This is a genomic window from Desulfovibrio sp. (assembly GCF_047607245.1).
Lineage (GTDB): Bacteria > Desulfobacterota > Desulfovibrionia > Desulfovibrionales > Desulfovibrionaceae > Desulfovibrio.
In genome coordinates this window covers 20286-46995 of record NZ_JASGDK010000041.1, presented here as the reverse complement: position 1 = coordinate 46995, position 26710 = coordinate 20286, and the positions used below count along the sequence as shown (strand labels likewise).

General features: G+C 51.7%; 24 protein-coding genes. 8 read left to right on the top strand and 16 right to left on the bottom strand.

The annotated features are described in order from the left end of the window. The 11 genes from QM579_RS03235 to QM579_RS03185 all read right to left on the bottom strand — a co-directional run. The coding region (locus tag QM579_RS03235) for an FAD-dependent oxidoreductase (protein ID WP_414997783.1) at window positions 1–169 on the bottom strand (169 nt) is incomplete at its 3' end. Continuing rightward, on the bottom strand, window positions 166–489 hold the full coding sequence (gene trxA / locus QM579_RS03230) for a thioredoxin (protein WP_183719793.1): 324 nt from the start codon (window positions 487–489) through the stop codon (window positions 166–168). The genes trxA and QM579_RS03235, both read right to left, overlap by 4 nt. 141 nt (window positions 490–630) lie before the next feature. Next, window positions 631–1716, bottom strand: a complete 1086-nt coding sequence (gene tsaD, locus QM579_RS03225; RefSeq protein WP_414997782.1) for a tRNA (adenosine(37)-N6)-threonylcarbamoyltransferase complex transferase subunit TsaD — start codon at window positions 1714–1716, stop codon at window positions 631–633. Window positions 1717–1782: 66 nt separating this feature from the next. Next, the gene (gene fbp, locus QM579_RS03220; protein WP_414997781.1) at window positions 1783–2796 is read right to left on the bottom strand and encodes a class 1 fructose-bisphosphatase; all 1014 of its coding nucleotides are present in this window, start codon (window positions 2794–2796) and stop codon (window positions 1783–1785) included. 83 nt (window positions 2797–2879) lie between these two features. Further along, complete coding sequence (locus tag QM579_RS03215; RefSeq protein WP_414997780.1) at window positions 2880–4358, bottom strand: hypothetical protein; 1479 nt, start codon at window positions 4356–4358, stop codon at window positions 2880–2882. A gap of 123 nt (window positions 4359–4481) precedes the next feature. After that, a complete protein-coding gene (locus tag QM579_RS03210) occupies window positions 4482–5528 on the bottom strand; it encodes a hypothetical protein (RefSeq protein ID WP_414997779.1) in 1047 nt (348 codons plus the stop codon). A gap of 174 nt (window positions 5529–5702) precedes the next feature. Continuing rightward, the gene (locus QM579_RS03205) at window positions 5703–6005 is read right to left on the bottom strand and encodes an FtsB family cell division protein (RefSeq protein WP_414997778.1); all 303 of its coding nucleotides are present in this window, start codon (window positions 6003–6005) and stop codon (window positions 5703–5705) included. Continuing rightward, window positions 6005–6259, bottom strand: a complete 255-nt coding sequence (locus QM579_RS03200; RefSeq protein ID WP_414997777.1) for a hypothetical protein — start codon at window positions 6257–6259, stop codon at window positions 6005–6007. Before QM579_RS03200 ends, QM579_RS03205 begins: the two co-directional genes overlap by 1 nt. After that, window positions 6256–6816, bottom strand: a complete 561-nt coding sequence (gene pgsA, locus QM579_RS03195) for a CDP-diacylglycerol--glycerol-3-phosphate 3-phosphatidyltransferase (RefSeq protein ID WP_414997776.1) — start codon at window positions 6814–6816, stop codon at window positions 6256–6258. The genes QM579_RS03200 and pgsA overlap by 4 nt, the downstream gene beginning before the upstream one ends. A gap of 197 nt (window positions 6817–7013) precedes the next feature. Beyond that, on the bottom strand, window positions 7014–7934 hold the full coding sequence (locus QM579_RS03190; protein WP_183719776.1) for an Mrp/NBP35 family ATP-binding protein: 921 nt from the start codon (window positions 7932–7934) through the stop codon (window positions 7014–7016). Between the two features lie 38 nt (window positions 7935–7972). Then, window positions 7973–8626, bottom strand: a complete 654-nt coding sequence (locus tag QM579_RS03185) for a protein-L-isoaspartate(D-aspartate) O-methyltransferase (protein WP_414997775.1) — start codon at window positions 8624–8626, stop codon at window positions 7973–7975. 182 nt (window positions 8627–8808) lie between these two features. Between QM579_RS03185 and QM579_RS03180 the strand changes: the two genes are divergently transcribed. Together QM579_RS03180 and QM579_RS03175 are read left to right on the top strand one after the other, a co-directional pair. Then, on the top strand, window positions 8809–10134 hold the full coding sequence (locus QM579_RS03180; protein ID WP_414997774.1) for a M23 family metallopeptidase: 1326 nt from the start codon (window positions 8809–8811) through the stop codon (window positions 10132–10134). Between the two features lie 225 nt (window positions 10135–10359). Further along, complete coding sequence (locus QM579_RS03175) at window positions 10360–14694, top strand: acyl-CoA dehydratase activase-related protein (RefSeq protein ID WP_414997773.1); 4335 nt, start codon at window positions 10360–10362, stop codon at window positions 14692–14694. 96 nt (window positions 14695–14790) lie between these two features. Here the strand turns inward: QM579_RS03175 and QM579_RS03170 are convergent, their stop codons facing one another. Further along, entirely contained in the window at window positions 14791–15084 is a 294-nt protein-coding gene (locus QM579_RS03170; protein ID WP_414997772.1) for a transcriptional regulator, read from the bottom strand. A gap of 110 nt (window positions 15085–15194) precedes the next feature. Then, a complete protein-coding gene (gene folK / locus QM579_RS03165) occupies window positions 15195–15704 on the bottom strand; it encodes a 2-amino-4-hydroxy-6-hydroxymethyldihydropteridine diphosphokinase (RefSeq protein WP_414997771.1) in 510 nt (169 codons plus the stop codon). A gap of 173 nt (window positions 15705–15877) precedes the next feature. Here folK and xerD point away from each other — a divergent pair, with 173 nt between their 5' ends. From xerD to QM579_RS03135, 6 genes are all read left to right on the top strand, one after another. Continuing rightward, window positions 15878–16813 carry a site-specific tyrosine recombinase XerD gene (gene xerD / locus QM579_RS03160; protein WP_414997770.1) on the top strand — a complete coding sequence of 312 codons (936 nt, stop codon included), beginning with the start codon at window positions 15878–15880 and terminating at the stop codon, window positions 16811–16813. After that, the gene (locus tag QM579_RS03155) at window positions 16810–19500 is read left to right on the top strand and encodes a CBS domain-containing protein (RefSeq protein WP_414997769.1); all 2691 of its coding nucleotides are present in this window, start codon (window positions 16810–16812) and stop codon (window positions 19498–19500) included. The genes xerD and QM579_RS03155 overlap by 4 nt, the downstream gene beginning before the upstream one ends. Before the next feature lie 182 nt (window positions 19501–19682). Continuing rightward, on the top strand, window positions 19683–20216 hold the full coding sequence (locus tag QM579_RS03150) for an HIT family protein (protein WP_414997768.1): 534 nt from the start codon (window positions 19683–19685) through the stop codon (window positions 20214–20216). 165 nt (window positions 20217–20381) lie between these two features. Then, window positions 20382–20813: a LapA family protein gene (locus QM579_RS03145; RefSeq protein WP_414997767.1), complete on the top strand. Its 432-nt coding sequence runs from the start codon at window positions 20382–20384 to the stop codon at window positions 20811–20813. A 104-nt stretch (window positions 20814–20917) separates the two neighbouring features. After that, window positions 20918–23707 (top strand): DNA mismatch repair protein MutS, encoded by a 2790-nt coding sequence (gene mutS, locus QM579_RS03140; protein ID WP_414997766.1) that lies wholly within the window; start codon window positions 20918–20920, stop codon window positions 23705–23707. Beyond that, entirely contained in the window at window positions 23700–24113 is a 414-nt protein-coding gene (locus tag QM579_RS03135) for a DnaJ family domain-containing protein (protein ID WP_414997765.1), read from the top strand. Before mutS ends, QM579_RS03135 begins: the two co-directional genes overlap by 8 nt. Before the next feature lie 223 nt (window positions 24114–24336). On the opposite strand, the gene QM579_RS03130 is transcribed toward QM579_RS03135, so the two are convergent. The 3 genes from QM579_RS03130 to tpiA form a co-directional block, all read right to left on the bottom strand. Then, window positions 24337–24972 (bottom strand): Smr/MutS family protein, encoded by a 636-nt coding sequence (locus tag QM579_RS03130; protein ID WP_414997764.1) that lies wholly within the window; start codon window positions 24970–24972, stop codon window positions 24337–24339. Between the two features lie 543 nt (window positions 24973–25515). Continuing rightward, window positions 25516–25881, bottom strand: a complete 366-nt coding sequence (gene secG, locus QM579_RS03125) for a preprotein translocase subunit SecG (protein ID WP_414997763.1) — start codon at window positions 25879–25881, stop codon at window positions 25516–25518. A gap of 55 nt (window positions 25882–25936) precedes the next feature. Further along, window positions 25937–26704, bottom strand: coding sequence for a triose-phosphate isomerase (gene tpiA / locus QM579_RS03120; protein ID WP_414997762.1), 768 nt, complete (start codon window positions 26702–26704; stop codon window positions 25937–25939). Between the last annotated feature and the right edge of the window lie 6 nt (window positions 26705–26710).

Genomic DNA, 26710 nt, shown 5'->3' with positions numbered 1-26710 from the left:
TGCCCTTGGGAAAGCCCGGATAGTTCTCCAGCGCCTCGGTCTGCAGCAATTGGCCACCTGAGGTCAGTCGCTCGGGCAGAAGAACGCTGCAACCGGACCGCGCCAAATACATGGCTGCGGTGACGCCGGCAGGGCCGCCGCCGATCACAACGGCATCATACGATTTCATGCCAGAGCCTTGTTGTCGAGCAGGTCTTTCATGGCAGCCTTAGTTACAGCGCCAGTAATCTGTTCAACAGTTTCACCGTTCTTGAAAAGCACCAATGTCGGGATGGCCCGGATGCCAAACTTGGTAGGAGTGGCGGGGTTTTCATCCACATTCATTTTTACAATGCGCACCTTTCCAGCATATTCAGTGGAAAGTTCATCAATAATGGGACCAACCGCACGGCAGGGGCCGCACCAGGGAGCCCAGAAGTCAAGCAGAACCGGCAGATCGGACTTAAGAACAACACTTTCAAAGGTGGCGTCTGTGACCTGTTCAGCCATAACTATACTCCTTAGGTTGCTATGTGTCGCACTGCTGCTCTAGGGAGCGCGCAGGAAAGAAAACCGAAGCCAAGGGCCAAAAAACCTAGGCCTCTGTATTGAGTAAGAGTAGGTTCCAACGACCTGACTGTCAAGACAATCTCATGTTTTCGACTGGTCTTTAACGCATTCTGGGCAACGCTGCATATCATCAGGTACAGCGCGTCCTCGAGGGATGGTTTCCATATCCAGGTGGTGGTAAAATCCCTCTTTTCCCAAAAGCCATCCGGCATATGCTATCATGGCGGCGTTATCTGTGCACAGGTTCGGGCTGGGAATGAGGGCTTCGCCCCCTCTGCTCTCCATCAGTTTCGTTATGTGTTGGCGCAGCAGTGAGTTGCACGCCACGCCGCCAGCCAAAATTAGAGTTTTTAATTGTGGAATTCTGTCCAGTGCCCTTTTTGTTTTTTTACAAAGGGTATCGACAACCGCAGCATTGAATGCCGCGCAACAGTCTTTCAACTGCTGTGGGGCTTCTTCTACAGAACACAATGGCCGCGGCCATGTCAGGCCTTGAAGTGTCTGCTGTATGTGGCTGCTGGCAGCTGTTTTCAATCCGCTGAAACTGAAATCGAGGTTGTCATTGTCAAGGTAGGGGCGCGGAAAAGCAACACTGTCAGCCCGTCCTTCTCTTGCCAATGCATCCATCAGTTTACCCCCAGGATAAGACAGGCCCAGCACTTTAGCCACTTTGTCAAAGGCCTCTCCCGCCGCATCATCCAGGGTTCGACCAAGGGGGATGCACTTCCAGGGGGATTCAATGTGGTAGAGGTGGGTGTGCCCGCCAGAAACAAGCAAGCCCAGTGCCGGAAAGGCCAGAGGATGTTCCAGACCTGCCGCCAGCAAGTGAGCATGGAGGTGGTTGACACCTAAGAAACGGGCTCCGAGCCCAAGAGCTAGGCCTTTGGCAAAGGCTACCCCCACCAGAAGACTGCCCAGCAATCCCGGCCCGCGAGCTACTGTCACCAGATCAATATCAGAAGCTTTTTTACCTGTGTGATGCATTAGCTCATCAAATAGAGAGCCGACAAAGCGGTAATGCTCTCGCGAGGCCAGCTCGGGAACAACACCGCCAAACAGCGCGTGCATGTCAGCTTGAGTGGCGAGCACAGAGTGCAATAGTACCCCGTCTTCCACCAGCGCCAGCGCAGTTTCATCACAGGAACTTTCAACTCCAAGGCAAAGCATATGATCTCACTTTACACAAAAAAAGAAGCCGCGCTATGCTTGGTTTCTGAATAGCAATTAGCACTGTTAGACCACAAGATTGGCATGACGTGCATAAATATTTTCTACGGCTTCAACGTCCTTAACGGATCCGATGAACAAGGGCGTGCGTGCATGCAGACGGTCAGGCACCCGTTCAAGAATACGTCCTCTGCCATCGCTAGCTTTACCGCCAGCTTGTTCTGCCAGAAAAGCCAGAGGAGCGGCTTCGCACATGAGGCGCAACTTGCCCTGGGGCTTGTGGGCGTCTGACGGATACATGTATATGCCGCCATTGATCAGGGTACGGTGAAAGTCAGCAACAAGCGCTCCAACATAACGTGAGGAGTAAGGTTTGCCGTCCGAGGTCTCACAGCCGTGAAACCAGTTGACGGCCTCGCGCGCCGGAGCATCCCAGTTCTTCCAGTTGCCTTCGTTGACCGAATAAATTTGCCCCTGTTCAGGGATGCACATATTGGGATGTGAAAGTAAAAATTCACCCACACCTGGATCCAATGTAAAGCCGTGTACACCCTGCCCTGTACTGAGAACCAGCATGGTGGAAGGACCATACAGCATATAGCCGGCAGCTACCTGCTTTAGTCCAGGCTGGAGCACCTCGTCCAAAGTCACTTCACCCGTGTGGCCTTCAGGGCGTCGCAATATGGAAAAAATAGTCCCAACATTAATATTCACATCAATGTTGGACGAGCCATCCAGAGGGTCAAAAATAAGGATGTATTCGCCACGGGGGAATTCAGGGCTGACGCGGATAAGTTCCGCCTCTTCTTCTGAACTCATAGCACATAAAGCTCCGCAACGCTCCATGCGGTAAAGTAGGATGCGGTTGGCTATCGTATCCATTTTTTGTACGTTTTCGCCTTGAACGTTTACTTCCCCTGTGCCGCCAAGAATATCCAAAAGTCCAGCTTTATTGATCCGACGAGAAATACTCTTGCCGGAAAGAATAAGGTCGTACAACAGGCCAGTGAATTGTCCTGTAGCTTGTGGGGTGCGCTTTTGGTGCAGCAGCAGATGTTCCGTGACCGTGATGTCAGCCATATGGCCTCCTGCAACAGAAAAAAGTTCTGTGAACAGAAAAACTTGCGCCGCCCCGGGGCGGCGCAAGCGTTAGTTGATGTGCGTCAGTTCCGTGGTCCAAATGGACTTGGCCGTCCGCCTGGCAAAGTATCTGCTTCAGCTGCTTTGTCCGACGGTTCACTGGCTTTGGGCGGGGCCCCACCAGAGTCTGACGGAGCTTTCACCTCTGCGGGAGTGGAAGCTTCCGGCTTCTGAGGCGCAGGTTCTGTTACTCGTTGCTTCGCTTCAGTTTCGACAGCTTTGGCGTCTGTTGCAGGAGCTTCTTGCTTTGCATCAGCGGGTTTGGATTCTTCGCCATCACGCGGACCAAATGGGCTTGGCGCTGCCACGGCCGGGCGTTCTTCACGCGGCCCGAAGGGGCTTGGCGCAACTACGCGCGGGGTCTCCATATCAGCACTGGGCCGGGCCTGAGGCGCAACAGCCTCACGTCTTGGCCTTTGAGCCTTTTCGACCTGAACGTTATCTCCCTCAAGCTGCCGTTCTTGAATTTTAGCTTTCTCAGCCCTTTTGTTCTTGAGCAGTACACTGTCGCCGCTGCCAGCCTGGATATCGTGTGATGCTCCTGCTGCGCCCTGTGCAGGCTGTCCAGTAGGGCTGATTGCATTGGCAGGGGTGGGCATGGCGACTGCGTCGGGACCGTCCAGCGTTTTACGCTTGCGCTCAGGCTGAGGCGGCGGGGGCAGCTTTTCACGCTCCTTGGGGAAAAAGGCCAAGCCTTGTGCCACATTACCATCGCCTTCTGGGAAGGTACCCTTTTCAGCCACAGCAAAAATAAGAGGCAGGTTGCCCAGGTAGCGCACCATATAATAGAATGTGCCGTTTATATTGGTGCATGTACCAGAAGAACTTTTGGTAACAACTTCGTCCCAGTTTACGCCAGCCAAAGGCGTTGCTGCAAAGTCATATTTTCCGGGCCACAGCAATGCATTGGGAGAAAGAATAACCACATTTTTGGGGCTATCAGAATACTGCATAAGCGCGCGCATATCAAAATATGTTGCAACTACGCCCAAGAAGTCTACGCCATCATACAAGGGGGCGGCCAGAAGGATTTCAGGACCAAGCGGCGAAGGCTGAACGTCAGCACGCAGAGCGCGGCTGTTCTGTTTTTTATCTTCGTAGAGCAAGGGAATGAAGTCCAGCTGCTTCATTGGGTTGGCAGGTTCCTGCCCAAGGATTGTACCGTCGTATTTTACGCCAGCAAAACCGCTAACCCAAGGGAAATTGGTGAAAAAGGAAGCTATCCAGTCACGGGTCGGCGGCTTGTCCGCGTTCATCATGACGCGTTCAAGGCGACCCAGCTCAATGTCAATTCCCATCATGCTGTGCGTCAGGGCCAGAGCCTGCGGCGACAGTTCGCCCTTTTCGTCATAATCCACCGATGCCGGCGGGCTGACATAGGTGTTCCAGAAGCCCTTTGTAGACTTCCACGCATTTTTGGTTGGCTGGTATGAGCTGCATCCCGAAACCAGAAAAGCAGCGGCGGCCAGCATGAGTATGGTCCGCAGGTATGATTTGAACACCTTATTCTCCCTCAGCTTTAGGGCAGTTCGCTCGTAATCGGCATTGCCCCGCGCGAATGGTAAAAGCCATCGGACAAAGATCAGCTACCTTGCCTCTGGCTACAATATAGGCCTTGAAATAGTTTAGCTGTGCGCCCTGGCCTCAACCCGTTCGGCCAGCGCTTCAAGCATACTTATAAGCTTGTCTTTGCCGGTGGAAGCCCCCGATTCGGCAGTTTCAAGCGTCTGTTCCACTGGTTGCGTGCTACCTAACCGAGCGTTGAGCGTAGCTATACGTTGCCGCAGGTCGGCATTTTCTTCAGGAGCCGTGGCCGCAGCGGCCAACTCATGGTAAATATCCAGAGCTCCCTTGATATCACCCTGCTCAGCCAGCACTTCAGCCATGGACCGAGTGCGCAGTGAAAAGCGCTCCTCGCCTTCTTCGGTCTCGTCACCGATAGAGTTTGGCAAGTTTTCGGCTGCCACTTCTGAGTCCGAAGGTTCATCTTCGCTCAGCGCAGCATGCTCGGGTTCATATACCTCAGCACTGGAAGATGCAGCATCAGTAGCCTGAATAGAAGATTTGGGCAAAGCCGCTTCCTCGTCAGCAATGTCTTCCGGATCAAATTCGTTTAATGCCTGGTGGGGAAGAGCGTCATCCTGCATAGAATCATGCAGAAGATATTCACGGGCCCCGCTGTTGTCGGCATTTTGATCGGCAGAGAGTGCGCTTATGTCACTCGATTCGAGCGGTTGCGCCGGAACGTCAACTGGCTGAGTGAAATCTTGAAGGTCTGAAGGCTGTGCAATCATACCTTTTTCTGAGGTAGGTTGCGCTTTAATCGGACTGGTTGCTTCATTTATTGAAAAATCTTCATGCGACAGTTGAGCCCCGGTCGGCTCCTGCTCAAGTACTGCTCTGACATTCACTTGTCCAACTTGTGCCGTCCCGTGACCAAGCAGGCTGCTGACGCCTTGTTCAAGCACGTCACACAAGGATACAGGGCCTTTGGCAAAGTTGAGTGCCAAGAAGCGCATAACAGCTGCAGTGTCGGCTCCCTGATTCTCAGAGGCGAGAGATGCTGCCCATGCCTGCCAGAACCCGGAATAGGCAGAAAACATACGGCTGAGTTTTTTCACTTGAGCTTCACAGGCGCTCTGCTTCCCAGCCTTGTAAAGCAGCTCAATCAAAAAAAGGCGCGCTTCAAGAAATTCGTCATGCCGGGCCAAGCCAAGCTCCAGAATACCAGTTGCCTCCTCAGTACGCCCTTCTTCAACTAGCAGGCGCGCCAGAGGAAAAAAAACCTTTGAGTTGGGCTCAAGTTCCAGAACCTCTTTATACCACTCAATTTTTTCCGTCATATGCTACTGCTCCCGATGAGGCTTGACCGATGCGTCAAAGAGGTAAAGCACCTCATTATCGCGCACATAGTGCAGGCGCTGCCGGATTACTTTTTCAACATATTGGTTGTCTGATTGCAAAAGGCGAATCTCACGGCTCAGGGCCATATTTTCCGCGTCCAAGTCAGCTATTTGCTTTTCAAGGTCAGAATATTGTTTTTTGAGTTCGCGATATTCAAGCAGGCCCGTCGGCCCCCACACCATACGGCTGAAAAGCACAACGCTCACAAGGCCAAGCACTACAAGAATAAAAGAACGCCAGAACATTACTGCAACAATCGCTTTTTGCGTATATTTCCCTTGCGGGAAAGCTTGAGCTCAGACAGAAATGTTGCCGTGGCGTTTTCAAGCCGTTTCACATCTTCTTCGGCCAGATCCATTTGGTCTACCTGTGAAAGATAGTCCTTGAGGGAACTGAGTTCCATATCAAAATAACGCCCCCAGACCCCGGCTTTCATGTCGGGTTCTAGTTCCAAAATAGTTTGGATACAGTTTTTAAGGCGTACCTGCAATGTACTCATGCCTTGCCGGATTCCTTATTTATGCGTGTGCGGCAATAAAAATCATAGCAATAGTTAGAGCCCGATATGAGAGCCAGCGCCAAGGCAGCGTAAAGCAGCCATTCACCTATGGGGCTCAGGTTCATGCCCCAGAGCGGATAATGCAGCATAAGGGGCACAATGGCAAAAATCTGCATAATGGTTTTGGCTTTGCCGAATTTGTCAGCTGCGAGCACAATGCCCTCATCAATGGCAATGGTGCGCAGGCCAGTAACTACCAGCTCACGGCAGACCATAATGATAACAACCCAGGCTGGTGCCCAGCCTAATTTGACGAACATAATAAGCACTGAACAGATAAGCACTTTGTCTGCCAGGGGATCAAGAAATTTGCCCATGCTCGTTACCATATTCGAACGTCGGGCTACATAGCCGTCTGCCCAATCGGTCAGCGAGGCAAAAATAAACGCCAATGTCGCAAGCTTACAGGTGATCGGGCCCTCAAAATAGAGAAGCAAAACCACCAATGGGGTCATAAGAATACGTAATAGCGTAATTTTATTAGCAAGATTAAGCATGTAGTTCTTTTGATGCTCCCAAAGATTTTTTGTCCAAATAACATAAAAGCAAACAGGAGAAAAGAAGAAAAAACTCCCCTGCAAGGGGCCTTAAAGCCCGGCAGAGGAGTTTTTTCTTTTTGGCATGAAATACCACTGGGAACAACATGAGCTGTCGGCGAAAAATCACGCGTCACAGCCACGTGCCCACGTCAGTTTCAGCTGCCAGCGTGTGTGCTGGCCAAGGCTTCCAAGCTGTTGTCACACGCGGATGCTATAGCATCCGCCAAGTCCAGAAAGGCGGTTTTTGCCGGACTTTCTGCATCAAGGTAAACAACCGGAACGCCACGATCCGCTGCAACTACTGTGGTGGGATCCAATGGGATCGCGCCCAAGAATTTTAGCGCATAACGCTTGGCGAGCTCTTCTCCTCCGCCTTTTTTAAACAGGTCGATTTCCTGGTGGCAATGTGGGCAGACAAGGCCGCTCATATTTTCTACCACGCCCAACACGTTGGAGTTGGTATACTGCAGGAAGTTGATGGCCTTGCGCACATCGGCAAGAGAAATTTCCTGAGGTGTTGTAACGACCACGCAGAGCGCGTCGGGGATAGACTGCATAACAGTCATATGCTCATCGCCAGTGCCGGGAGGCGAGTCAATAAGCAGGAAATCCAGGTCTCCCCATTTCACATCAGAAATAAACTGCCGGATGGCTGCCGTTTTTTTGGGGCCGCGCCATAAAATGGCCTGATCTCTATCTTGAAGCAGCGAATCCATAGAAATGACGGCCAGATTTTCGTTGTACGCCGCTGGCAGCATCAGTTCGCCGTTGGGGTCCATCTCAACTGTACTGGTAAGGCCAAGAAGGTTGGGGACACTCGGGCCGTGCATGTCGACATCAAGAATGCCCACTTTGAATCCACGCCGGGCAAGTGCTGCGGCTGTATTCACCGTAACGGAGCTCTTGCCCACCCCACCCTTGCCACTCATGACAAAGATTTTATGCCGAATGTGCCCGAGTCTGTCGGCAATTATTTTGTCCTGCTGGGCCATAGGGTCATTGCATTTTCCGTCTCCGCCCTTGCCTGTAGCGCTGGGACAAGAGGAAGACGAAGAACAGGAGGAACAGGAAGCCATGGTATCTCCTTGTTTTTGATGGGCGTATTCTCTGGTTATTACCAGCCGTGGTCGCCCACCAGGTCCACAAAAATGGCAGGACCCAAGTCCTCACTTCTCAGACGCCCCTGCTCTTTGCGAAGGCGCATAAGCCGTTGAGCTCGTGGGCGTGGCCCTACCGGAATAAGCAAAATTCCGCCTTCATCCAGTTGGTCGGTCAGGGGACGCGGAACTTCCGGGCCACCCGCCGTCACAATAATTCTGTCAAAGGGGGCAGCTTCAGGCATTCCCAGTGTTCCGTCACGCCGCTGCATGTGGATGCCGCGCAAACCCAGTTGCCGCAAGAGTGCTGCTGTGCTTTGATAGAGTTCTTTCAGGCGCTCCACCGTAAAAACAGTGCAGCCCATAGTCGCCAGCACTGCAGCCTGATAACCGGACCCGGTACCAATCTCCAATACGCGCATGCCCCTGCTTACCTCAAGCAACTGGCTCATCAGAGCTACTACATAGGGCTGCGAAATGGTTTGTCCATGCCCGATAGGGAGTGGCGTGTCCTCATAGGCCTGGGCGCGCAACGCTTCCTGAACAAAAAGATGCCGAGGCACGGCGCTCATAGCTGCCAATACTTCAGCATTTTTTATTCCTCTGGCCTCAAGTTGGTCACGCACCATACGCCGCCGCAGTCGCTTGGGATCCACCGCGGCGGTTGTCATGCGCTCTTGCGCCCTTATGCCTGAATATCTACCGTTCTGCATACTGCGGAAGTGAGAACAGATTTTTCCTGCCAAGTCAATGCATGCGATGTTTTCATGGTCTTTATAAATGTTCCAGACTTTTCCTTGAAAGTTGACGGCCTTTATGCAAGGCTTTCTCTGAGTTTAATGAGGAGCCCGCAATGCGAAAAAAAAGTATGCTTTCTACTGTGCTTGGTATTTTTGTTTTGGCCGTTCTTGGAGTGGGCGGCTATACTTTCTTTAAGGATCTTGAAGGTCCCATTATTGAAGTTTCTCCCAATACTGGCAGGGTGTCTCCAGCTAGTGTACTTAAGATCAATATGCGGGATGTCTCAGGAATCAGATCCGTTACAGTTGGCGTGAAAAGAAATAACGTACTTAATGTTATTTTTACCAAGCACTTTGATCAATACTTACCTGAACGTACTGTTGAGGTTACCCTTAGGGATGCTAACCTTCGTGAGGGAGCTTTTGATCTTGAAGTGCGTGCCACAGACGGTTCGCTTGCTGGTTTTGGCCAGGGTAATACCCGCACTTTACAGCTTCCAATGCGCCTTGATACGCAGCCTCCTCGTATTGCCGTCAAGACGCTGCCTCCCAACGTACGCCGTGGCGGTGCTGCTGTTGTTCGTTATACCATTGATGAGGATGTAACCACCAGTGGTGTTCTTGTGGCGGGTTATTTTGTACCCGGCTATCTGCAAAAAGATGGCAGCTATATTTGCTTTTTCCCCTTCCCCTATACAATGACGGCGAAGGACTACAAAAATAGTGTAGAAATCACTGCTACGGACCTCGCAGGCAACGTTACTAAAAACCGCTTGACGGTTATGGCCTTTGAGCGCGTTTTCAAAAGCGACAGTCTGGAGCTGACTGATAATTTTTTGCTGGGTGTTGAGGGCAAATTGCGCCATTTGGCCCCCAATGCTGCCAATCCTCTTGAATGCTACCTCTATATCAACAATCAGGTTCGCGCCGCCAATGTTGATGATTTGCGTAATATAAGCAAAGATTCGGCATCAGCCATGCTGTGGAGTGGTGTTTTTACACGCATGCCCCGCTCCGCCCCTCGCGCGGGTTTTGCAGACCACCGCTTTTACAGCTATCAAGGCAAGCAGGTCAGCGAATCTTATCATTTGGGGTTTGACCTTGCCTCTGTACGTAACGCGGAAGTGCCAGCTGCCAATAGTGGCCGCGTGATTTTCAGCGGCGATCTGGGTATTTACGGTAATATAGTTGTGCTTGATCACGGTCTTGGGCTCATGTCCCTTTATTCCCATCTCAATGACTCTGTGGTTAATGCGGGTGAAGTCGTGCAGAAGGGGCAGCTTCTTGGTCACACTGGTACCACTGGCCTTGCCTTTGGCGACCACCTGCACTTTGGCATTATGGTGGGTGGTGTTGAAGTGACACCCCTGGAGTGGCTTGATCCTAAATGGATACGCGACAACATTACTGACAGACTTGATGCCTCAATGGCCCAGTAAAAAAACGACTCAGACCTGTGTGGCCATTTTTTCAGCTAACTACGCTTGAAAAAATGGCCACACGCTTCTTTTCTTACGAACTAGGGCTTGTCTTTGCCTCGGCTTACAGTATATCCTGAATCTATAGTTGGAGAATATTTCGTCTTTTTTCTAATCAGGAACTCTGCCTGATGCAGGCGGGTCCCTTGCCCCTTCATAAACACACAGAAATGTGAGGACTTATTTGTGTCTCCACATCCTGCGGCTTTCCTTGGTCTGGACATAGGCTCCACGACAGTCAAACTAGCGCTTCTGGACACTGAGGGCGTGGTTATTGAAACCATGTACCGTCGTCACGGAACAGCAGTCAGGGCCACGTTATCCAATCTTTTGGGTGAACTGGCTCAAAAATATCCCCTCTTACCTGTTCGATGCGCCATCACTGGCTCAGGAGCGCTGGATCTTGGTGAAGCCTTGGCCTTGCCGTTCGAGCAAGAATTGCTGGCTACGGCTCGCGCGGTGGCAGCGGCAGCCCCGCAAACCAGTGTTGCAGTCGAACTTGGCGGTGAAGACGCCAAACTGCTCTATCTGGGTCAGGACGTGGAACTGCGTATGAATGAATCCTGCGCGGGAGGGACAGGAGCCTTCATTGACCAAATGGCCCGTCTGCTCAGCACTGATGCCCAGGGACTCAATGAGCTGGCGTCGCACCACAGCACTCTTTATCCTATAGCTTCACGCTGTGGCGTTTTTGCTAAAACGGATATTGTTCCCCTGCTTAATGGCGGTGTTGCAAGAGAAGATATCGCGGCCTCCATATTTCAGGCTGTGGTTGAACAAACCATTGGCGGGCTGGCCTGTGGGCGACCCATTGAGGGGATAGTAGCTTTTCTGGGGGGACCGCTACATTTTTTGCCAGAACTGAAAAAACTCTTTATTGCTGCCCTGCATTTGGAAAATGATGAAATTGCCGACCTGCCTCACGCTCAATGCGCTGCCGCACATGGGGCGGCCCTGTGCGTAAAGGACAGACAAGCAGAAACGCCACTTGTGCGTTTGGATGAACTGGCCCGACAGGCCCGAAACCTGGCCTGTGAGCAAACAAGCCCATTGACCAAGGCTTTGCCTCGTTTTTTCAGTGATAAGCGCGAATACGAAACTTTTCGGAATCGGCACTCTGATGACAGGTTGCCCCGATTAAACTTGAGCGAAGCCACTGGTCCTCTGTATTTGGGGCTTGACCTTGGCTCAACTACAGTCAAAGCCGCTCTTATGGATAGTCAGCAGCGCTTGCTTGCTTCGTGCTATGTATCCAATGGCGGCAATCCTCTGCAAGTTCTTCTGCCACCTCTTGCCGCGATGCTTGAACAGATTCCTTCCAGGGCCTGGCTTGCGGGCACGGCAGCTACGGGCTACGGAGCGCAGCTTGCCGAGGCAGCTTTGAAGCTGGATTGCGTCACAGTAGAAACTTTGGCCCACTTCAAGGCGGCACACCGAATAGTGCCAGAAGTAAGCTATGTCATTGACATCGGCGGCCAGGACATGAAGTGCCTCAAAGCTGAAAACGGCGTGATTGCGGATGTGAGTCTTAATGAGGCCTGCTCTGCGGGTTGTGGGGCTTTTCTTGAAAGTTTTGCCCTCGGACTTGGCATGGGCATGGAGGAATTCGTTCAGGCTGCTCTTTATGCAGAGCACCCGGCAGACCTTGGCTCACGTTGTACGGTTTTTATGAATTCAAAAGTCACCCAGGCTCAAAAAGAAGGTATGCAGGCAGCTGATATTGCGGCAGGCCTTTGCTACTCGGTAGTTCGCAATGCTCTGGACAAGGTGCTTCGCATAAAAAGTACGGATGAACTGGGCCAGCATGTTGTTGTTCAGGGTGGTTCTTTTCTCAATGATGCCCTGCTGTGTGCTATGGAGCGAACCTTGGGACACAGTGTGCACCGCCCGGTGTCTTCAGGTCTTATGGGGGCCTACGGTGCTGCGCTGACTGCCCTTGATGCCTGTCCCGCGGATGAAGAACACCGCTCTCCTCTCACTGCCGAACATCTGCGCAACTTCCAAATGCGCAGTCGAAGTTTTCGCTGCCGTGACTGCGGAAATAACTGCCTGCTCACAGAAACACGTTTTTCGCATGGAGCTCGGCATTTTTCAGGTAACCGCTGTGACAAGTTTGCCAATAGTCTTGGTAAAAAAACGATAAAAGCTCCGAACCTTTATGAATGGAAGCAGCAACGGCTGTTCCGTTACAGCCCGTTGCCTCTTGAAAAGGCAACACGCGGAGTTTTAGGCATACCAAGGGTATTGACTGTCTATTCGCACTATCCTTTCTGGTTCACGCTCTTTACTGAGCTTGGGTTCAGGGTTGAACTTTCCCCCTCCACCAGCCGCTCACTTTTTGCGCGGGGTTTGGCCTCTGTGCCTTCGCAGAGCGTTTGCTATCCCGCAAAATTGGCCCACGGGCATGTGCTTTCTCTTATTGAAAAAGGTGTCACTCGCATATTCATGCCCTGTGTTCCTCGTGAAGCCAAAGAATTTAGCGAGATGTGCGATGCTTTTTCTTGCCCGGTGGCTTGCGGATATCCACAGGTAGTGCGTGATAACCTGCCAGAGCTGGTCAACGGCAGTGCGTCAATGTACACGCCGTTTGTAAATCTTAACCATAGTGCTTCTTTGGTTCGCAACCTCTCTCAGGAAATGGGACTGCCCAAAGGAGAGGTGCGAACTGCTATCCGGGCCGCGCGGCAAGAACAGGAAAATTACTTGCGCGAGCTGCGCAATGAAGCTGATAAGCTATATACGACAGCACGGCATCAGGGCGGAACTCTGGTAGTTCTCGCTGGTCGTCCCTACCATGCGGACCCCCAGGTACATCACGGATTGCCAGATTTTATTGCTTCTCTGGGTGCTACCGTTTTAAGTGAAGACTCTCTGCCCCGCAATTGGTTGCGTAAGATGGCAGTGCCCGGACTGCGAGTTCGCAACCAATGGACCTATCCGGCCAGGCTTTACCGCGCAGCTGCCTGGGCGGGGCAAGGGAATCACGGTAAGGCCAGGGTCGAGCTTGTGCAGCTCACCTCGTTTGGTTGCGGCCTTGACGCCATTACCTCTGATCAGGTGCGCGAACAGCTTCATCAGTACGGTAAGCTGTATACGCTTATCAAAATGGACGAGGGCAACGCTCTTGCTTCAGCCAGAATTCGGGTCAGGTCTTTGCTTGCCGTAGCCGAAGGGCGCAGATGCGGCAAGCAGACGTTTATTCCGCCTCCAGCGTCCCCTGTTTTCACCAAAAAAGACGCACAATCCCACCTGATTCTAATCCCGCAGATGGCTCCCCTGCATTTTCCTCTGATTACAGAAGGTGTCGTAGGCAGTGGACACAATATTAAGCTGTTACCCCGTGTAAGTCCTGAGGCCATTAGTCTTGGGCAGGCACATGTGAATAATGACGCCTGCTATCCGGCTATTGTAGCTATTGGGCAACTCCTGCATGCATTGAAAAGTGGCGAACACGATCCCCAGCGTACTGCCCTGTTGCTTTCCCAGACCTGCGGCCCCTGCCGAGCCAGCAATTATCCGGCCTTGCTTCGAAAAGCCCTGATTGAATGTGGCTTTGAATCCGTGCCGATACTGACTATGAGCACAACGGGGGTGGACAGTCATCCGGGGTTCCGTCCCAACAGAATGATGCTGCATAGAATGGTGTTGGGAATGCTGGCCGGCGATATGCTGCAGCGACTTTCACTGCATACGGGAACATACGAACGGCATCCGGGAGATACCGAGGAAAGAATTGATCATTGGCTGCGTATCTTGGCGCCCATTGCGCGGCAAGGTGATGATTTGGCTTTTCGCCAGTCAATGAATCGACTTGTGCGTGATTTCGAACAGATTGGCCTGGATAAGGACCATCGCCCACGCATTGCCGTGGTGGGGGAAATACTGCTCACCTATCACCCTGATGCCAATAGGCATATTGTGGATATTATCAGGCAGGAAGGGGGAGAACCCCTGTTGCCAGACATTACCAATTTTATGCTTTATTGCCTGAGAGATTCCATTTACGACTGGCAACGACAGGGCGGAAGTGCCTTGGGAGCGTTGGGCAGTACTCTGGCAATCAGAAAAGTGGAGAATTTGAGGGTCAGCATGCGGCAAGCCCTGGCTCGCTCTCCCCTTGCAGAAAAAGTCATGCCCATCGCCCATTTGAACACTTTGGCCCGCATGGGCGAAAGCATGCTTTCATTGGGAAATGCAGCGGGTGAAGGCTGGCTTTTGCCAGCAGAAATGCTCGAATTTCTCAACCACGGTGCAAAGGACATTCTTTGCCTTCAGCCTTTCGGCTGCCTGCCCAACCATATCGTTGGCCGTGGAGCCTTCAAAACAGTTCGCCGCGCGGCTCCTCAGGCAAATATCATGGCCATTGACTACGATCCTGGCAGCAGTGAGGCCAACCAGTTGAATCGTATTCGTCTCTTCATGGCCATTGCCAGAGATATGGCACGCAAACAGGGATTTTTGCGGTTGGGTGATCTTCAGGATCAATCAGATTTTGCCAAAAAGCTTTGCGGCGTGACCTAATTGATTAATAACGGCTGTCAGTAAAAAACATGATGGGTGGGATATGGCCTCATTGGCACACTCCCACCCATCATGTTTTTACTGTATGAAAAGGTGCTATTCGCGTGGGGGCAGCTCGCGGCCACCTTCTTCCAGGCGCTGCAAAAATTTATCTCTACACTCATAGCTGCAAAAATGGTGGACAGTTTCACCATCACGCACGGATATATTGCCCTCAGCAGAAACGTATGTTCCACACTCGGGGTCTTTAACCATTTCCCCGGCGGCAATTTTACGTTCCAGCTCTGCGGCGTTTTCTTCCTTGTTTTCCTTTTTCTTTTTAAGCACATCATTAGAGAAAAGACGATACAGGGCATAAACCGCCAAGATCAAAATAAGCCATTTCCACATCAGTCATGCTCCTTAGGCCTGCGGGACACAGGGCCGAATCGGCTGGAGTTTATGGCTCCGGCAAGCTGCCTACAAGCCGTTGCAAACATTATCACAGAGAGTCCCTCCCGTCACTGAGAAATTCTCTGCCCGTCCTTCACATATCGCAAGCGAGAAAGCCAAGTTGCTGCGGAAATGCCGTCGATCACAGTGCTGGGAGCGAGGTCCAGCAGAGGAACCAGGGCAAAGGCCCGCTGCGTGAGTCGCGGATGAGGCACAAGGCAATGTTCATCGGTACTGGTCTCCTCTCCAAAAAGCAGTAGATCTATATCAATGGTTCTGGGGCCGAAACGAAGAGCAGGATCGGTACTGCGCACACGACCAAGTTTGGCTTCCACTTCAAGCAGAGCATCTACAAGAGAACATGGCCGCCATTGGGCATCAGCAGCAAGCTCGACCACCTGATTTAAAAACCAGGGCTGATCGGCGTAGTCTTGGGGCGCAGTGCTGTAAACAGGTGACACTGCCTCAAGGTGCATATTGGGCAATCTTGCCAAAGCCTGGCGGGCAAAATCCAGCATGTTTTCTGCGTCTGCGCTGTTGGAGCCCAAGCTTATAAAAATCTGGAAATACTCATTCATATATGTGGTTACTTCCTTTTCAGGACAAAACGTTGACTGAGTCAGCACTTCCGTGCGGGTATTGGAGCTAGTAGCATGCAGTAATTCAGATTAAAAGCGACCCTTGGCATGCATCCAGCCGTAGTGGTTGCAAAAAACTTGCTCGCAGGGCTCAAGGCGGCTAGCATGCATTCATGACTGAAAACGCATCACCGTTATCTTCTTCTCTCTGTCCATTAGCAGCCTTGTTGCCTTTGTGGCAGGATCATCTATTGGCTCAAAGAGGTCTGTCACCACAGACTGTTCTTTCTTACAGCCAGGATCTTGAAAATTTTTTCCTCTTCCGTCAGGAATTGGCAGACGGCTCTCCTTTGACGCCCCAACCTGACGAACAGGAGATATTTCTCTACTTGGCGTGGCTCAGAGCTCGCCAAAACACAGGGCGCACACTGGCAAGGCGCTTGTCTGCCCTGAGGGCTTTTTTCGATTTTGCCTTGCAGGAAGGCGTCATCAAGGTGAACCCTGCCCAGTTGATGGATAATCCCAAACTTCCACAGCACTTGCCGGAAGTGTTGAGCCGTGACGAAATGGAAAGAATGTTGGCCCAGCCTGATACGCGTGAACGGGGAGGCCAACGTGACCGATGCATGCTCGAACTGCTTTACGCCGCAGGGTTACGTGTATCAGAACTCTGCGGTCTGTGTGTGCCCGATCTTGACCTTCAGCGTGGCTTGGTGCGTGTTTTCGGCAAAGGTTCCAAGGAAAGGCTTGTGCCTTTGCACGACTTTATGCAACGCCTGCTTGAAGACTATATCAACCATTGGCGCTCGGCGTTTTCTCCCACAGGCAGCCAGCTTTTCGTCAATCGTTCCGGTCGTGCGCTTACCCGGCAGTATGTCTGGAAAATGGTGAAAAAATATGCGCTTGAAGCAAACATTCGCCGTGCTATTTCACCACATACCTTTCGGCATTCCTTTGCAACGCACCTGCTTGAAGGTGGAGCTGACCTGAGGGCCGTACAGCTGCTGTTGGGACATGCCGACATTAGCGCCACAGAAATTTATACTCATGTTCAGGCAGAGCGCCTGCGCGGCATCCACCGCCAATTCCACCCCCGGAGCCAGATGTGAGCGCTGTTAAAGCCACACTTATTACCTGCCACGCCAATGCAGACTTTGACGCTTTTGCAGCCATGCTTGCGGCCCGTCATCTGTACAGCCCACATGTGCTGCTTTTTCCAGGCAGTCAGGAACGCGGATTACAAAAACTCTATGCCAGCCTTGATACCAAGGCTTACAGTTTTGCCGACAATAGCAATCTTGATTGGGATTCCTTTAAGCGGCTTGTACTGGTAGACACACGCCAACGCGGGCGAGTGAACCATGTGGCTCCCCTGCTTGACCGCCCCGGGATTATTGTTGAAATGTGGGACCATCATCCGGACTCCGGTGATGATATTACTTCTGGCACAGTACATCTCGCGCAGACTGGCTCTGTCACAAGCTTTCTTGTGCAGCAGTTGCGTAAGCGCAATATACGTCTTGAACCTGAAGATGCCACTTTGCTGGGTTTGGGCATCTATGGGGATACTGGCTCCTTTACCTATTCTTCAACAACTCCCGAAGATTTTGAGGCGGCTGCCTGGCTACTTGGGCAAGGCATGGATGTTAACCACATTAATGACCTGGCCGCGCACGAACTGACCAGTTTGCACATTCAAGCCTTGAACAGCCTTCTTGAATCTGCCGAATCCTATACGATTAACAGGACTCAGGTGGTTTTGGCTGAAGCTTCGATGGAGCATTACCTGGGCGACTTTGCCTATCTGGCCCATCGGCTTATTGAGATGGAGAAGTTTTCCGTTCTCTTTGCCATTGGTCTTATGGGGGACCGTATCCAGGTCGTGGCGCGCAGCCGAAGCGATGCCATTAATGTGGGCGACATCTGCGCTGCACTGGGTGGAGGTGGCCATGCTTACGCCGCTTCTGCCTCCATACGGCATATGACCCTGCATGAAGTTCGTGAAGCTATTTTGCGCCAACTATACGAACAGGCCCATCCTGACAAGACAGCCCGTGAATATATGTCTTCTCCGGCGGTTGGCATTGAGTCCACAGCCACCATCCGTGAAGCGGACGAACTCATGCTTCATTTCGGGTTGAAGGCCGTGCCTGTTTTCAAGCAGGGAACACGAATCTGCAAAGGACTGCTGGATGCACAAACGGCTTCGCGTGCAAGCGCTCACGGTCTTGGGGGAGCATTAATTGAGGACTATATGCAGGGACAAGTGCAAACCTTGCCGCCTGAGGCAGTTCTCAAGGATCTCACCACAATTATTGTTGGCGGGCGGCAACGCCTTGTGCCAATTGTTGAAGAAGAGCGCGTAATAGGTGTTGTAACCCGTACGGACCTCATCAATGTTTTTGCGCATGAGCAGGATAGTCTGCCAGTGCTCAAGCACTCTCCAAGCAAGGAGCGTCATGTAGGCAAGCTGATTCAGGACCGATTGCCTTCCTCCGCCAAAGATCTTTTGCATCTGGCTGGAAAACTGGGGCGCGAACTCGGTTTACCAGTATATGCCGTGGGTGGTTTTGTTCGCGATCTTTTACTTAATAAACCCAATCAGGATATTGACCTTGTGGTTGAAGGCAATGGTATTGCACTTGCCAAGGCTCTGGCCAAAGAACTTGACGGAAGGGTTCGCGAACATCAGGAGTTTTTGACCTCTGTGGTAATTTTCAAGGACGCCAAAGGAGCGGAATCACGAATTGACGTCGCGACGGCCCGCCTGGAGTACTATGAATACCCCGCTGCCCTGCCAACAGTGGAGCTTTCATCTATCAAGATGGACCTGTTCCGGCGCGATTTTTCTATTAATGCCCTGGCGGTACGGCTAGATAGTACACCATTCGGGCAGTTGGTTGATTTTTTTGGTGGGCAGCGTGATATTAAAGAGCGTGTCATTCGCGTATTGCATACGCTGAGTTTCGTTGAAGACCCCACCCGTTGCCTGCGCGCCGTACGGTTTGAACAGCGTTATGATTTTCGTATCAGTGCAAGTGCGGAAAGGCTGGTTAAGAACGCTCTTGACCTCAAGCTTATGGATAAGCTTGCAGGCCCCCGCCTGTTCAGCGAATTCAAGCATATATGTGATGAAGAGAATCCTCTGGCCTGTCTCGTGCGCATGGATCAATTAGGTATCTTGTCTGCCATAGCCCCACAGCTCACGCTTATCCCTACCCGTAAAGCTCTGTTGCAAGCCCTTCAGGATATGCTGTCCTGGTACCGCCTGCTGTACTTTGAAAGAAAACCTCAGACATGGCTTGTATATTTTTTGGGCCTCAGCCACGGCTTGCCCTATGCAGACACATCTGACCTCTACCTCCGCCTGGGATTGCCGGAAAATAAACGCGGGGAGATCCTTAATCAGCGAGAGCAAATGCGCGCAGTGCGTGGCCGTCTTGAAGCTTGGCAAAAGCGGCAAAATGGTCAAACGCCAACGGTTAGTGCCCTCTGTGAGGTCCTTGCTCCCTTGTCTCTGGAATCGCTACTTTATCTTATGGCAGAAACTGGCGACGAAGATCTGCAAAAAAAGCTGTCTCGCTACATCACGCAGTGGCAGCATGAAAAGGCCGATATTAGCGGTGACGACCTCAAAGGGCTGGGCTTGCCTCCTGGCCCGTTGTACAGCCACATTTTACGAAGCGTACTCAAAGCAAAGCTTGACGGTGAAGCTTTAGGCCGTGAGGCCCAATTTGATCTTGCCGTTGCCATTCTGCGAAGAAAAGAAAAAGAGGATTTTCACGAAAATCAATAGCTCCAGCCATCCCTATTAGCGGGGCTGGAACTTTTTTGCTTAAACGCGAAACTTTTGAATACATACAACGTATAATGATTTATTAACTTTTTAGAAATGCTGACTATCTGGAAATTCTTCTGATACGAGGCGGCAGCTTCCCTCTTGCTCCCGATGGTCAAGCGGTGTATATAAAAAAAATTATGAAACAATTGTGGGCACCTTGGCGTATCGAATACATTCTCGGACCAAAGCCAGATTCCTGTGTGTTCTGCCTTTCCGCAGACGCGTTGGATGACGAACAGCGTCTGGTTCTTTATAGAGGCAGACATGCCTTCGTTATAATGAACAAATTTCCTTATAATAATGGGCACATAATGGTTTGTCCTTATCGGCATGTCATGAATCTTACCGATCTTGCCACCGAAGAAACACATGAGATCATGGACCTCATGCAATCTTGTGCCGCGATTTTAAAGAAACACTTTAATTGTGAAGGCATCAATATCGGCCTCAATCAAGGCCAGGCTGCTGGCGCCGGTATTAGAGAGCATTTACATTTTCACCTGGTTCCGCGCTGGACCGGAGACTCGTCCTTTATGGCGGTCTTTAATGAAGTGCGTACCATGCCAGAACATCTGAGCCGCAGCTATGCGGCATTGAAGCCCTATTTCACGAAAGGCGCTATGGCCGGGGAGCCATGTAGCGCCGGTTCCTTGCCCCATCAGGAAGGTTAAGTCCTGGCCAGAATGGCTGACGGAGGCTGTGGCGGGAAGTTTTTTTACGCCGGGCGGCGTTGAAAAACCGGCTGGAGAGCGCAGGCTGTGCCCTTTGGGGCGGGCGGCATTCTCAAAAAGCCCGTGAAGATTTTTTGAGATAGCTTAAGCCCGAGGAGTGTGTTTATGCGGTATATCAAGGTTCTCTTGCTGGCCGTCGTCTTTTTTCTTGCTCTCGTATTCTTTTTTCAGAATCAGGGACCCCTTTCTCAAGATATGGTGCTGACGCTCCATCTTTTCTTTATTCCGCCAATGCATTCCATTCCCCTGCCCTTCTACTTTCTGGTGATTGTGGCCTTCGCCCTTGGTGCATTGCTTACTCTAAGCTTCCTCGTGTGGGACAAGCTGAACTTGTCCGCCCGACTGATGAAGCACAAGTGGCATATCAGCAATCTTGAGCGTGAAATGGCCAAAATGAAGAAAAAATCTGAGGCAGAAACCTCCAAATTTAATTTTCTTCATAAGAACAGGGAAAAGCCTGAAGGCGCTCCGAGTGTGGAAACCAAGCCAGCACAGAGCGTAGAAGACTCCCTTGTACCTGACCCTGACAAGCATTAAAATTTTTATATATCCGTTTTTTGGCGCTGCCTGAAAATTGTGGGCAGCGCCAACCCCTTATTAGCGCAGGATACCTTTAACCCCTCTTGCTATGAAACACTGCCATGTCTGAACCCACGTTTAAAATGACTCCCATGTTCGAGCATTATATGAGCATCAAGGCTGACTACCCTGATGCTCTGCTTTTTTACCGCATGGGTGATTTTTATGAACTTTTTTTTAGCGATGCCGAAGTTGCAGCCCGCGAGCTTCAAATTACGCTCACAAGTCGTAGCAGGGATGTCCAAAATCCCATTCCTATGTGTGGTGTGCCGTGGCACGCAGTGGATGCGTATGTGGCTCAACTGGTGGATAAGGGGTATCACATTGCCATCTGCGATCAGATCGAAGATCCCAAAACAGCTAAAGGGCTTGTTAAAAGGGCTGTAACGTGCGTTAAGACGCCCGGCACAGTGCTAGATGACGCCAACTTGAATACCAAGAGCCATAATTATCTTGGCGCACTTTGCCCGGGAGCTGATTCTGAAGGTGGCGGTTTTGCCTGGGTAGACGTGTCCACAGGTCAATGGTCTGGCGTGGACTTCAAACGTCAGGCGGAACTGTGGCAGTGGGTGCAAAAAATGGCTCCCCGCGAACTGTTAGTTCCCGAAGGCTTGCAACCGCCGCCCCGCACGTTACTTGAAGGCGTGCGCCTTGTCCGCCAGCCTGTGAGTCTTTTTGACTTAAAACGCGCGACAGAGCGGGTGCTGACGGCCCAGGGCGTACGGGAAGCTGGTGCTCTAGGCCTTGCTGGGCACAATGAAATAATGCGAGCCTGCGGCGCCTTGCTTGCCTACCTTACGCAAACGCAAATGCGTGATCCCGAACATCTCAAACCTTTTCAGCGCCTTGATTTGAGCCGTCGTCTTATGGTCGACGAGGTGACCGAGCGCAATCTTGAAATTTTTACACGCCTCAATGGCCGTAAAGGGAAAGGAACCTTGCGGCATGTTCTGGATGACACGATGACACCAATGGGCGGTCGTCTGCTGGAAGACATGCTGCGACACCCTTGGCGTGAAGCTTCGCCCATTACGCGTATTCAAGATGCTGTCGCCTGGTTTCATGATCTTGATGACCGTCGTGCTGCCCTGAGAGAAGCCCTCAAAAGCGTGTACGATATGGAACGGTTGTCTACTCGCATAAGCCTCAATCAGGGCAGTCCCAGGGACTTTATTGCGTTACGTAACAGTTTGGCCGCCCTGCCACAGGTTCAGGCTGCTCTGGGTGACAGTTCGGTTGCGCCCATTCTTCAGCATCCCGACCAAGTGAGCGATGCTACGCAAGCCAGCGGCGCTGCTGTTGAGGCGCCCCGCGCCATAGCAGATATTCTCAAGACCTGGGACGCAATGGAGGACTGCACTGCCCTTCTGCAAAGCGCCCTTGTGGACAGTCCGCCTCCGGTTATTACAGATGGCGGGCTTTTCAAGAGCGGCTACAATGCCGAACTGGACAGACTGCTGGATCTGGCTGATCACGGTGAACAAAAACTGCAGGCCATGCTTGCAGAAGAACAAGCCACAACAGGCATTGCCAAGCTCAAGCTCGGGTACAACCGGGTTTTTGGTTATTATTTTGAAGTAACGCGGGCTGCACATAGCGGCACTGTGCCTTACCACTTTATTCGGCGACAGAGTCTGGCCAATGCTGAACGGTTCACCACAGAGGCCCTTAAAAGCCTTGAAGAAGAACTGCTTTCTGCCTCTGACAAGCGTAAGTCGCTTGAGTACTCGCTTTTTCAAGACCTTCGCCAGCATATGGCGCAGCAACGCGAACGTATCACCCACATGGCTCAGTTGATTGCCAACCTCGATTATTGGCAAAGCCTCGCCCAGGTCGGTCGTATTAATAGCTGGTGCCGCCCTGAATTGACCACAGATGCCAACCTGAACATTCGGGAAGGCCGCCACCCTGTGGTTGAAGCCATGCTTGGTCGCGCCAATTTCGTGCCCAACGATTTTCGCCTGGATTATAAACGCCGCCTGTGCCTGCTCACTGGACCCAACATGGCTGGTAAGTCCACAGTGTTGCGTCAGGTGGCCATTATCTGCCTTCTGGCACAAATGGGGTCAATGGTCCCGGCCACATCGGCGAGTCTTGGTTTGGTCGACAGGCTGTTTTCCCGCGTAGGGGCTTCTGACAATCTGGCCCAGGGGCAAAGTACCTTCATGGTCGAAATGATGGAAACAGCGCGTATTCTGCGTCAGGCGACGCGGCGCAGCCTCATCATTCTGGATGAAATAGGGCGCGGCACCAGTACCTATGACGGTGTGGCCCTTGCTTGGGCTATGGTCGAAGATTTGTCCAAACGCGCTCAGGCTGAGTTGCGAACGCTCTTTGCCACGCACTACCACGAACTTACAGCCCTTGAGGGGCGCGTGAACGGTGTTTTTACAATGAATATCGCCATCAGCGAATACAGTGGCGACATCCTTTTTTTACACAAGCTCGTGCCCGGCCCTGCCGACCGGAGTTATGGTGTTGAGGTTGCTCGGTTGGCTGGCGTACCTGGCCCGGTGGTACAGCGGGCCAGAGCGATCCTTGCCAACCTGGAACGTGGACGTGATGTGGCACGTAAGGCGGTAGTATCCGCTGTATGCTTGCCAGGTTTGGATTTACCTGAAACCAAGACCAAGGAAGCGGATGACTTGCCCTATCTTCGGGCGGCTCCTCCGCGTGCAGATCATCCTGTGGTTGAACTGCTGCGTGATATGCAGCCCGAAGAGCTGAGCCCTCTAGATGCATTAAAAACGCTTATGGAATGGAAAAAATTCTGGGGTGGTTCTTCCGCTGATCTTTCAGCTCAACCATCGGGCAGCCAGAACAATGCTGACGAGGAAGAAGGCCGTGGCTGAGGCTAATCCGTGGTCTGTCATTCAGTTCATTGCTGAAAGGCGCATAGAAGAGGCACAGGCGCAAGGCGTTTTTGACAATTTGCCTGGCCGTGGCCGCCCCTTGCAGTTAGAGGATATGAGCCATGTGCCCGAAGATTTGCGCATGGCTTATAAGATTTTAAGCAACGCGGGCTGTCTGCCGCCTGAGTTGGCAGAACGCAAAGAACTCAATCGCCTTGTGGCCCTGCTGGATTCCTGCAAGGACGAACAGGAACGCGTACGGCAAATGCAAAAGCTGCGCTTTATGGTAATTCGCGCCCAAATGCGCTGCCAGCGTCATTTGCAACTTGAGCAGGATGATCCTTATTACGACAGATTGCTGGACAAACTGTCTGCTGCCGTCAATGAAAAAACAGGGCCCGCTTGAGGTTTGCCCCTTTAGCGCACCCTGAAAATTCTGCTGCAAAAGCCATTTGGATGGTAACAGCATCGCAAATAAAATTGCTCTATATCAGAGTGACTTTGAAATGCTTTTATTTCAACGTCGACTCAGACGAGAATCACAATTTTGGCAGATTCCATGCCGTGTTACAGTGCTTGCTTTTTCGTGCACCGTTAGAGAATTTAAACTTCTTCAAAGTTAAAACGCTCTAATAAAGATCGGAATCTGCGGGCGTACGCTCCCAATAAATATGTCCTTTTTTCTTGTATTTGCGCAAGAGAACGTAGACGCTTCCCGGTCCACCGTCGTGTGGTTGCGCTGTGCAAAAAGCAAGCACCACCCTTTTAAAGGGATCCTGAGTCAGCCAGCTCTGCAATTTTTCTCGCAAAATGCCCACCCCATCTGGTGAATTGCGTCCTCGCCCCGGCACTACCAGTATTGTGCGCAACCCCTTATACCAGCTGCCACGAAGAAAACCGCGCAAGGCTTCAAAGGCCTGCACTGCATTTAACCCGTGCAAATCCAGATGAGCTTCGGGACTGAAAGAGCCTGCGCGAAGCTTGTTGATGGTCATTTGATCCAAACCAACAACATGTCCCTCAAGGTATTCTTCAGTAAAGGACAGGGCAAACTCCAGTTTACCGTCCATAAAATCCTGAAGACTGATCTGTCCGTTGGGCGGCGGCGTGCTCGCTTCCGGAACAGGGACCACATCACGGCCACGCCCTTGAAGAGGGGTGACTCCTCCCACGGCTTGCATGAATATGGAATCTTCTTCGTTGAACTCTGGCGAGTCACAACAATCGGAAGCAGTGTCTTGGCCTTGTCCAGGAGGCCTGGACACACTGTGCGCGCCTATATTTTTGAGATGTCCAATTTTTTTGGGATTATTAAGTATTTTTTCCCTATTTGTCGCCTTATTTTTCTGGTCTTCACATTGTTCCCCAGTGTTTGTGGGGTGCGATTTTTTTATGGTGGAGCCAGATTTTGTATGCTTTTTTTTCAGTTCTTTTGATGTGGGCCAAAGATCATGCTCCTCAAGCAAAAAAGCGCCTGAGCTTTGTTGCGTATCAGCGCTGCCACCACTTTGTTTTGTTTCTGTTGGCGACACTTGGCCCACAGATCGCAAAAACAGGGCCCGCTCTTCGTCGTCGCAAAGGGTAGTATTTTCTTCAGGGAGCCCGCGGGTGGCGCGTTTGTTTTTTTTGCTTATAGCGGCATGATGGCTGGTGGATTTCGCGGCTTTTTTTTCTGGGAGCTTACCAATGTTAAGTGACTTGAAAGGATTTTCACCAAAGGAGTCGGACATGGTCAACCCCACGATTAGGTTTTACTTGAAAAAAAAGCCGCGGCACGCCGCGGCTTTTTTTGTTTATGACAGGATGAGCTATTGCCCCGCAGGCGCCGTGTTTGCCGGAGCGCCCTGTGTTTCAGCAGGTGCTGCAGGAGTAACAGGGGGAACCGAAGTGGTTCTAGGTGCAGCAGGCTCTTCAATTTTGACATTAAGAATGGTGGACTCGCTGCTGGGACGTGAACTGGTAACATAGGTGTAGCTCAATGAGGTGATGACAAAGATCACCGCCATAAGCGTGGTAAGCTTGGCAAGAATGCCGCCAGCACCACCGCTGCCGAAAACAGAAGTGTTGCCTCCGCCAAATATGACACCCATGCCTTCCTTGCCAGATTGCAAAAGTACAAGGATAATAAGCAACACGCATACAATGATATGCAGTGTAAGAATGAGAGTCTGCACGTATTCCTCCTCGCCGTCCGGCTACTGCCCGATGGCGCGCCAGAAGAGTTGGGCATCAGGCCCCGATAATTTGTAGGAAGCTTTGCGCCTCTAAAGAGGCTCCTCCTACCAAAAGACCGTCCACGTTGTCAAGGGCAATAAGAGCTCCGGCGTTGTCTGGCTTGACGCTACCGCCATACAGAACAGGCAGTTTCTTGCCCGTTTCACCTATAAATTTTTCAAGCAGTGCCCGGGTAACGCCATGCGCTTCACGCACTTCACCTGGGCCCGCGACCTTACCCGTGCCAATAGCCCAGACTGGCTCATAGGCAATGGCCAAGCGCCCCACCAGGGCATCACCAGCCATTCCTTCAGGTCTGGCCATAAAAAAAGCTGTCAGCTGCCGTTCAAGAACAGCATAAAGGTTCCCCTGCTCACGTTCTTCAAGCGTTTCACCAATACACAGCATGGTTTTCAGGCTGTGGCTAAGTGCAAATATGGCCTTACGGGCAACCATTTCATCCGTTTCGCCAAAGACATGCCTGCGTTCGGAATGGCCAGCAAGCACCCACTCAGCGCCAACATCACGCAACATGCCAACAGAAACTTCACCCGTAAATGCGCCTTCTGGTGCGGGATAGAAATTTTGCGCTCCTACGGCCAGTGATTTGTGCCCATGAAAAGCCTGAGCGACGCATTCAATGGCAGTAACAGGCGGAAAAACCAGCACCTGACGTTCTTTGGGAAGAACTTCAGGCAAAGCCGCAGCAATTTCACCAGCAGTAGTGGCGGCCTCAGTTCGATCCTTGTACATTTTCCAGTTGGCGGCGATAATTTTATGCATATATAC

Excerpts from the sequence above, each read along its gene's own strand:
- trxA (WP_183719793.1), bottom strand. The coding sequence starts at position 489 with ATGGCTGAACAGGTCACAGACGCCACCTTTGAAAGTGTTGTTCTTAAG.
- tsaD (WP_414997782.1), bottom strand. The coding sequence starts at position 1,716 with ATGCTTTGCCTTGGAGTTGAAAGTTCCTGTGATGAAACTGCGCTGGCG.
- fbp (WP_414997781.1), bottom strand. The coding sequence starts at position 2,796 with ATGGCTGACATCACGGTCACGGAACATCTGCTGCTGCACCAAAAGCGC.
- QM579_RS03205 (WP_414997778.1), bottom strand. The coding sequence starts at position 6,005 with ATGTTCTGGCGTTCTTTTATTCTTGTAGTGCTTGGCCTTGTGAGCGTT.
- QM579_RS03200 (WP_414997777.1), bottom strand. The coding sequence starts at position 6,259 with ATGAGTACATTGCAGGTACGCCTTAAAAACTGTATCCAAACTATTTTG.
- pgsA (WP_414997776.1), bottom strand. The coding sequence starts at position 6,816 with ATGCTTAATCTTGCTAATAAAATTACGCTATTACGTATTCTTATGACC.
- QM579_RS03190 (WP_183719776.1), bottom strand. The coding sequence starts at position 7,934 with ATGGCTTCCTGTTCCTCCTGTTCTTCGTCTTCCTCTTGTCCCAGCGCT.
- QM579_RS03185 (WP_414997775.1), bottom strand. The coding sequence starts at position 8,626 with ATGACAACCGCCGCGGTGGATCCCAAGCGACTGCGGCGGCGTATGGTG.
- QM579_RS03180 (WP_414997774.1), top strand. The coding sequence starts at position 8,809 with ATGCGAAAAAAAAGTATGCTTTCTACTGTGCTTGGTATTTTTGTTTTG.
- QM579_RS03170 (WP_414997772.1), bottom strand. The coding sequence starts at position 15,084 with ATGTGGAAATGGCTTATTTTGATCTTGGCGGTTTATGCCCTGTATCGT.
- folK (WP_414997771.1), bottom strand. The coding sequence starts at position 15,704 with ATGAATGAGTATTTCCAGATTTTTATAAGCTTGGGCTCCAACAGCGCA.
- xerD (WP_414997770.1), top strand. The coding sequence starts at position 15,878 with ATGACTGAAAACGCATCACCGTTATCTTCTTCTCTCTGTCCATTAGCA.
- QM579_RS03150 (WP_414997768.1), top strand. The coding sequence starts at position 19,683 with ATGAAACAATTGTGGGCACCTTGGCGTATCGAATACATTCTCGGACCA.
- QM579_RS03145 (WP_414997767.1), top strand. The coding sequence starts at position 20,382 with ATGCGGTATATCAAGGTTCTCTTGCTGGCCGTCGTCTTTTTTCTTGCT.
- mutS (WP_414997766.1), top strand. The coding sequence starts at position 20,918 with ATGTCTGAACCCACGTTTAAAATGACTCCCATGTTCGAGCATTATATG.
- tpiA (WP_414997762.1), bottom strand. The coding sequence starts at position 26,704 with ATGCATAAAATTATCGCCGCCAACTGGAAAATGTACAAGGATCGAACT.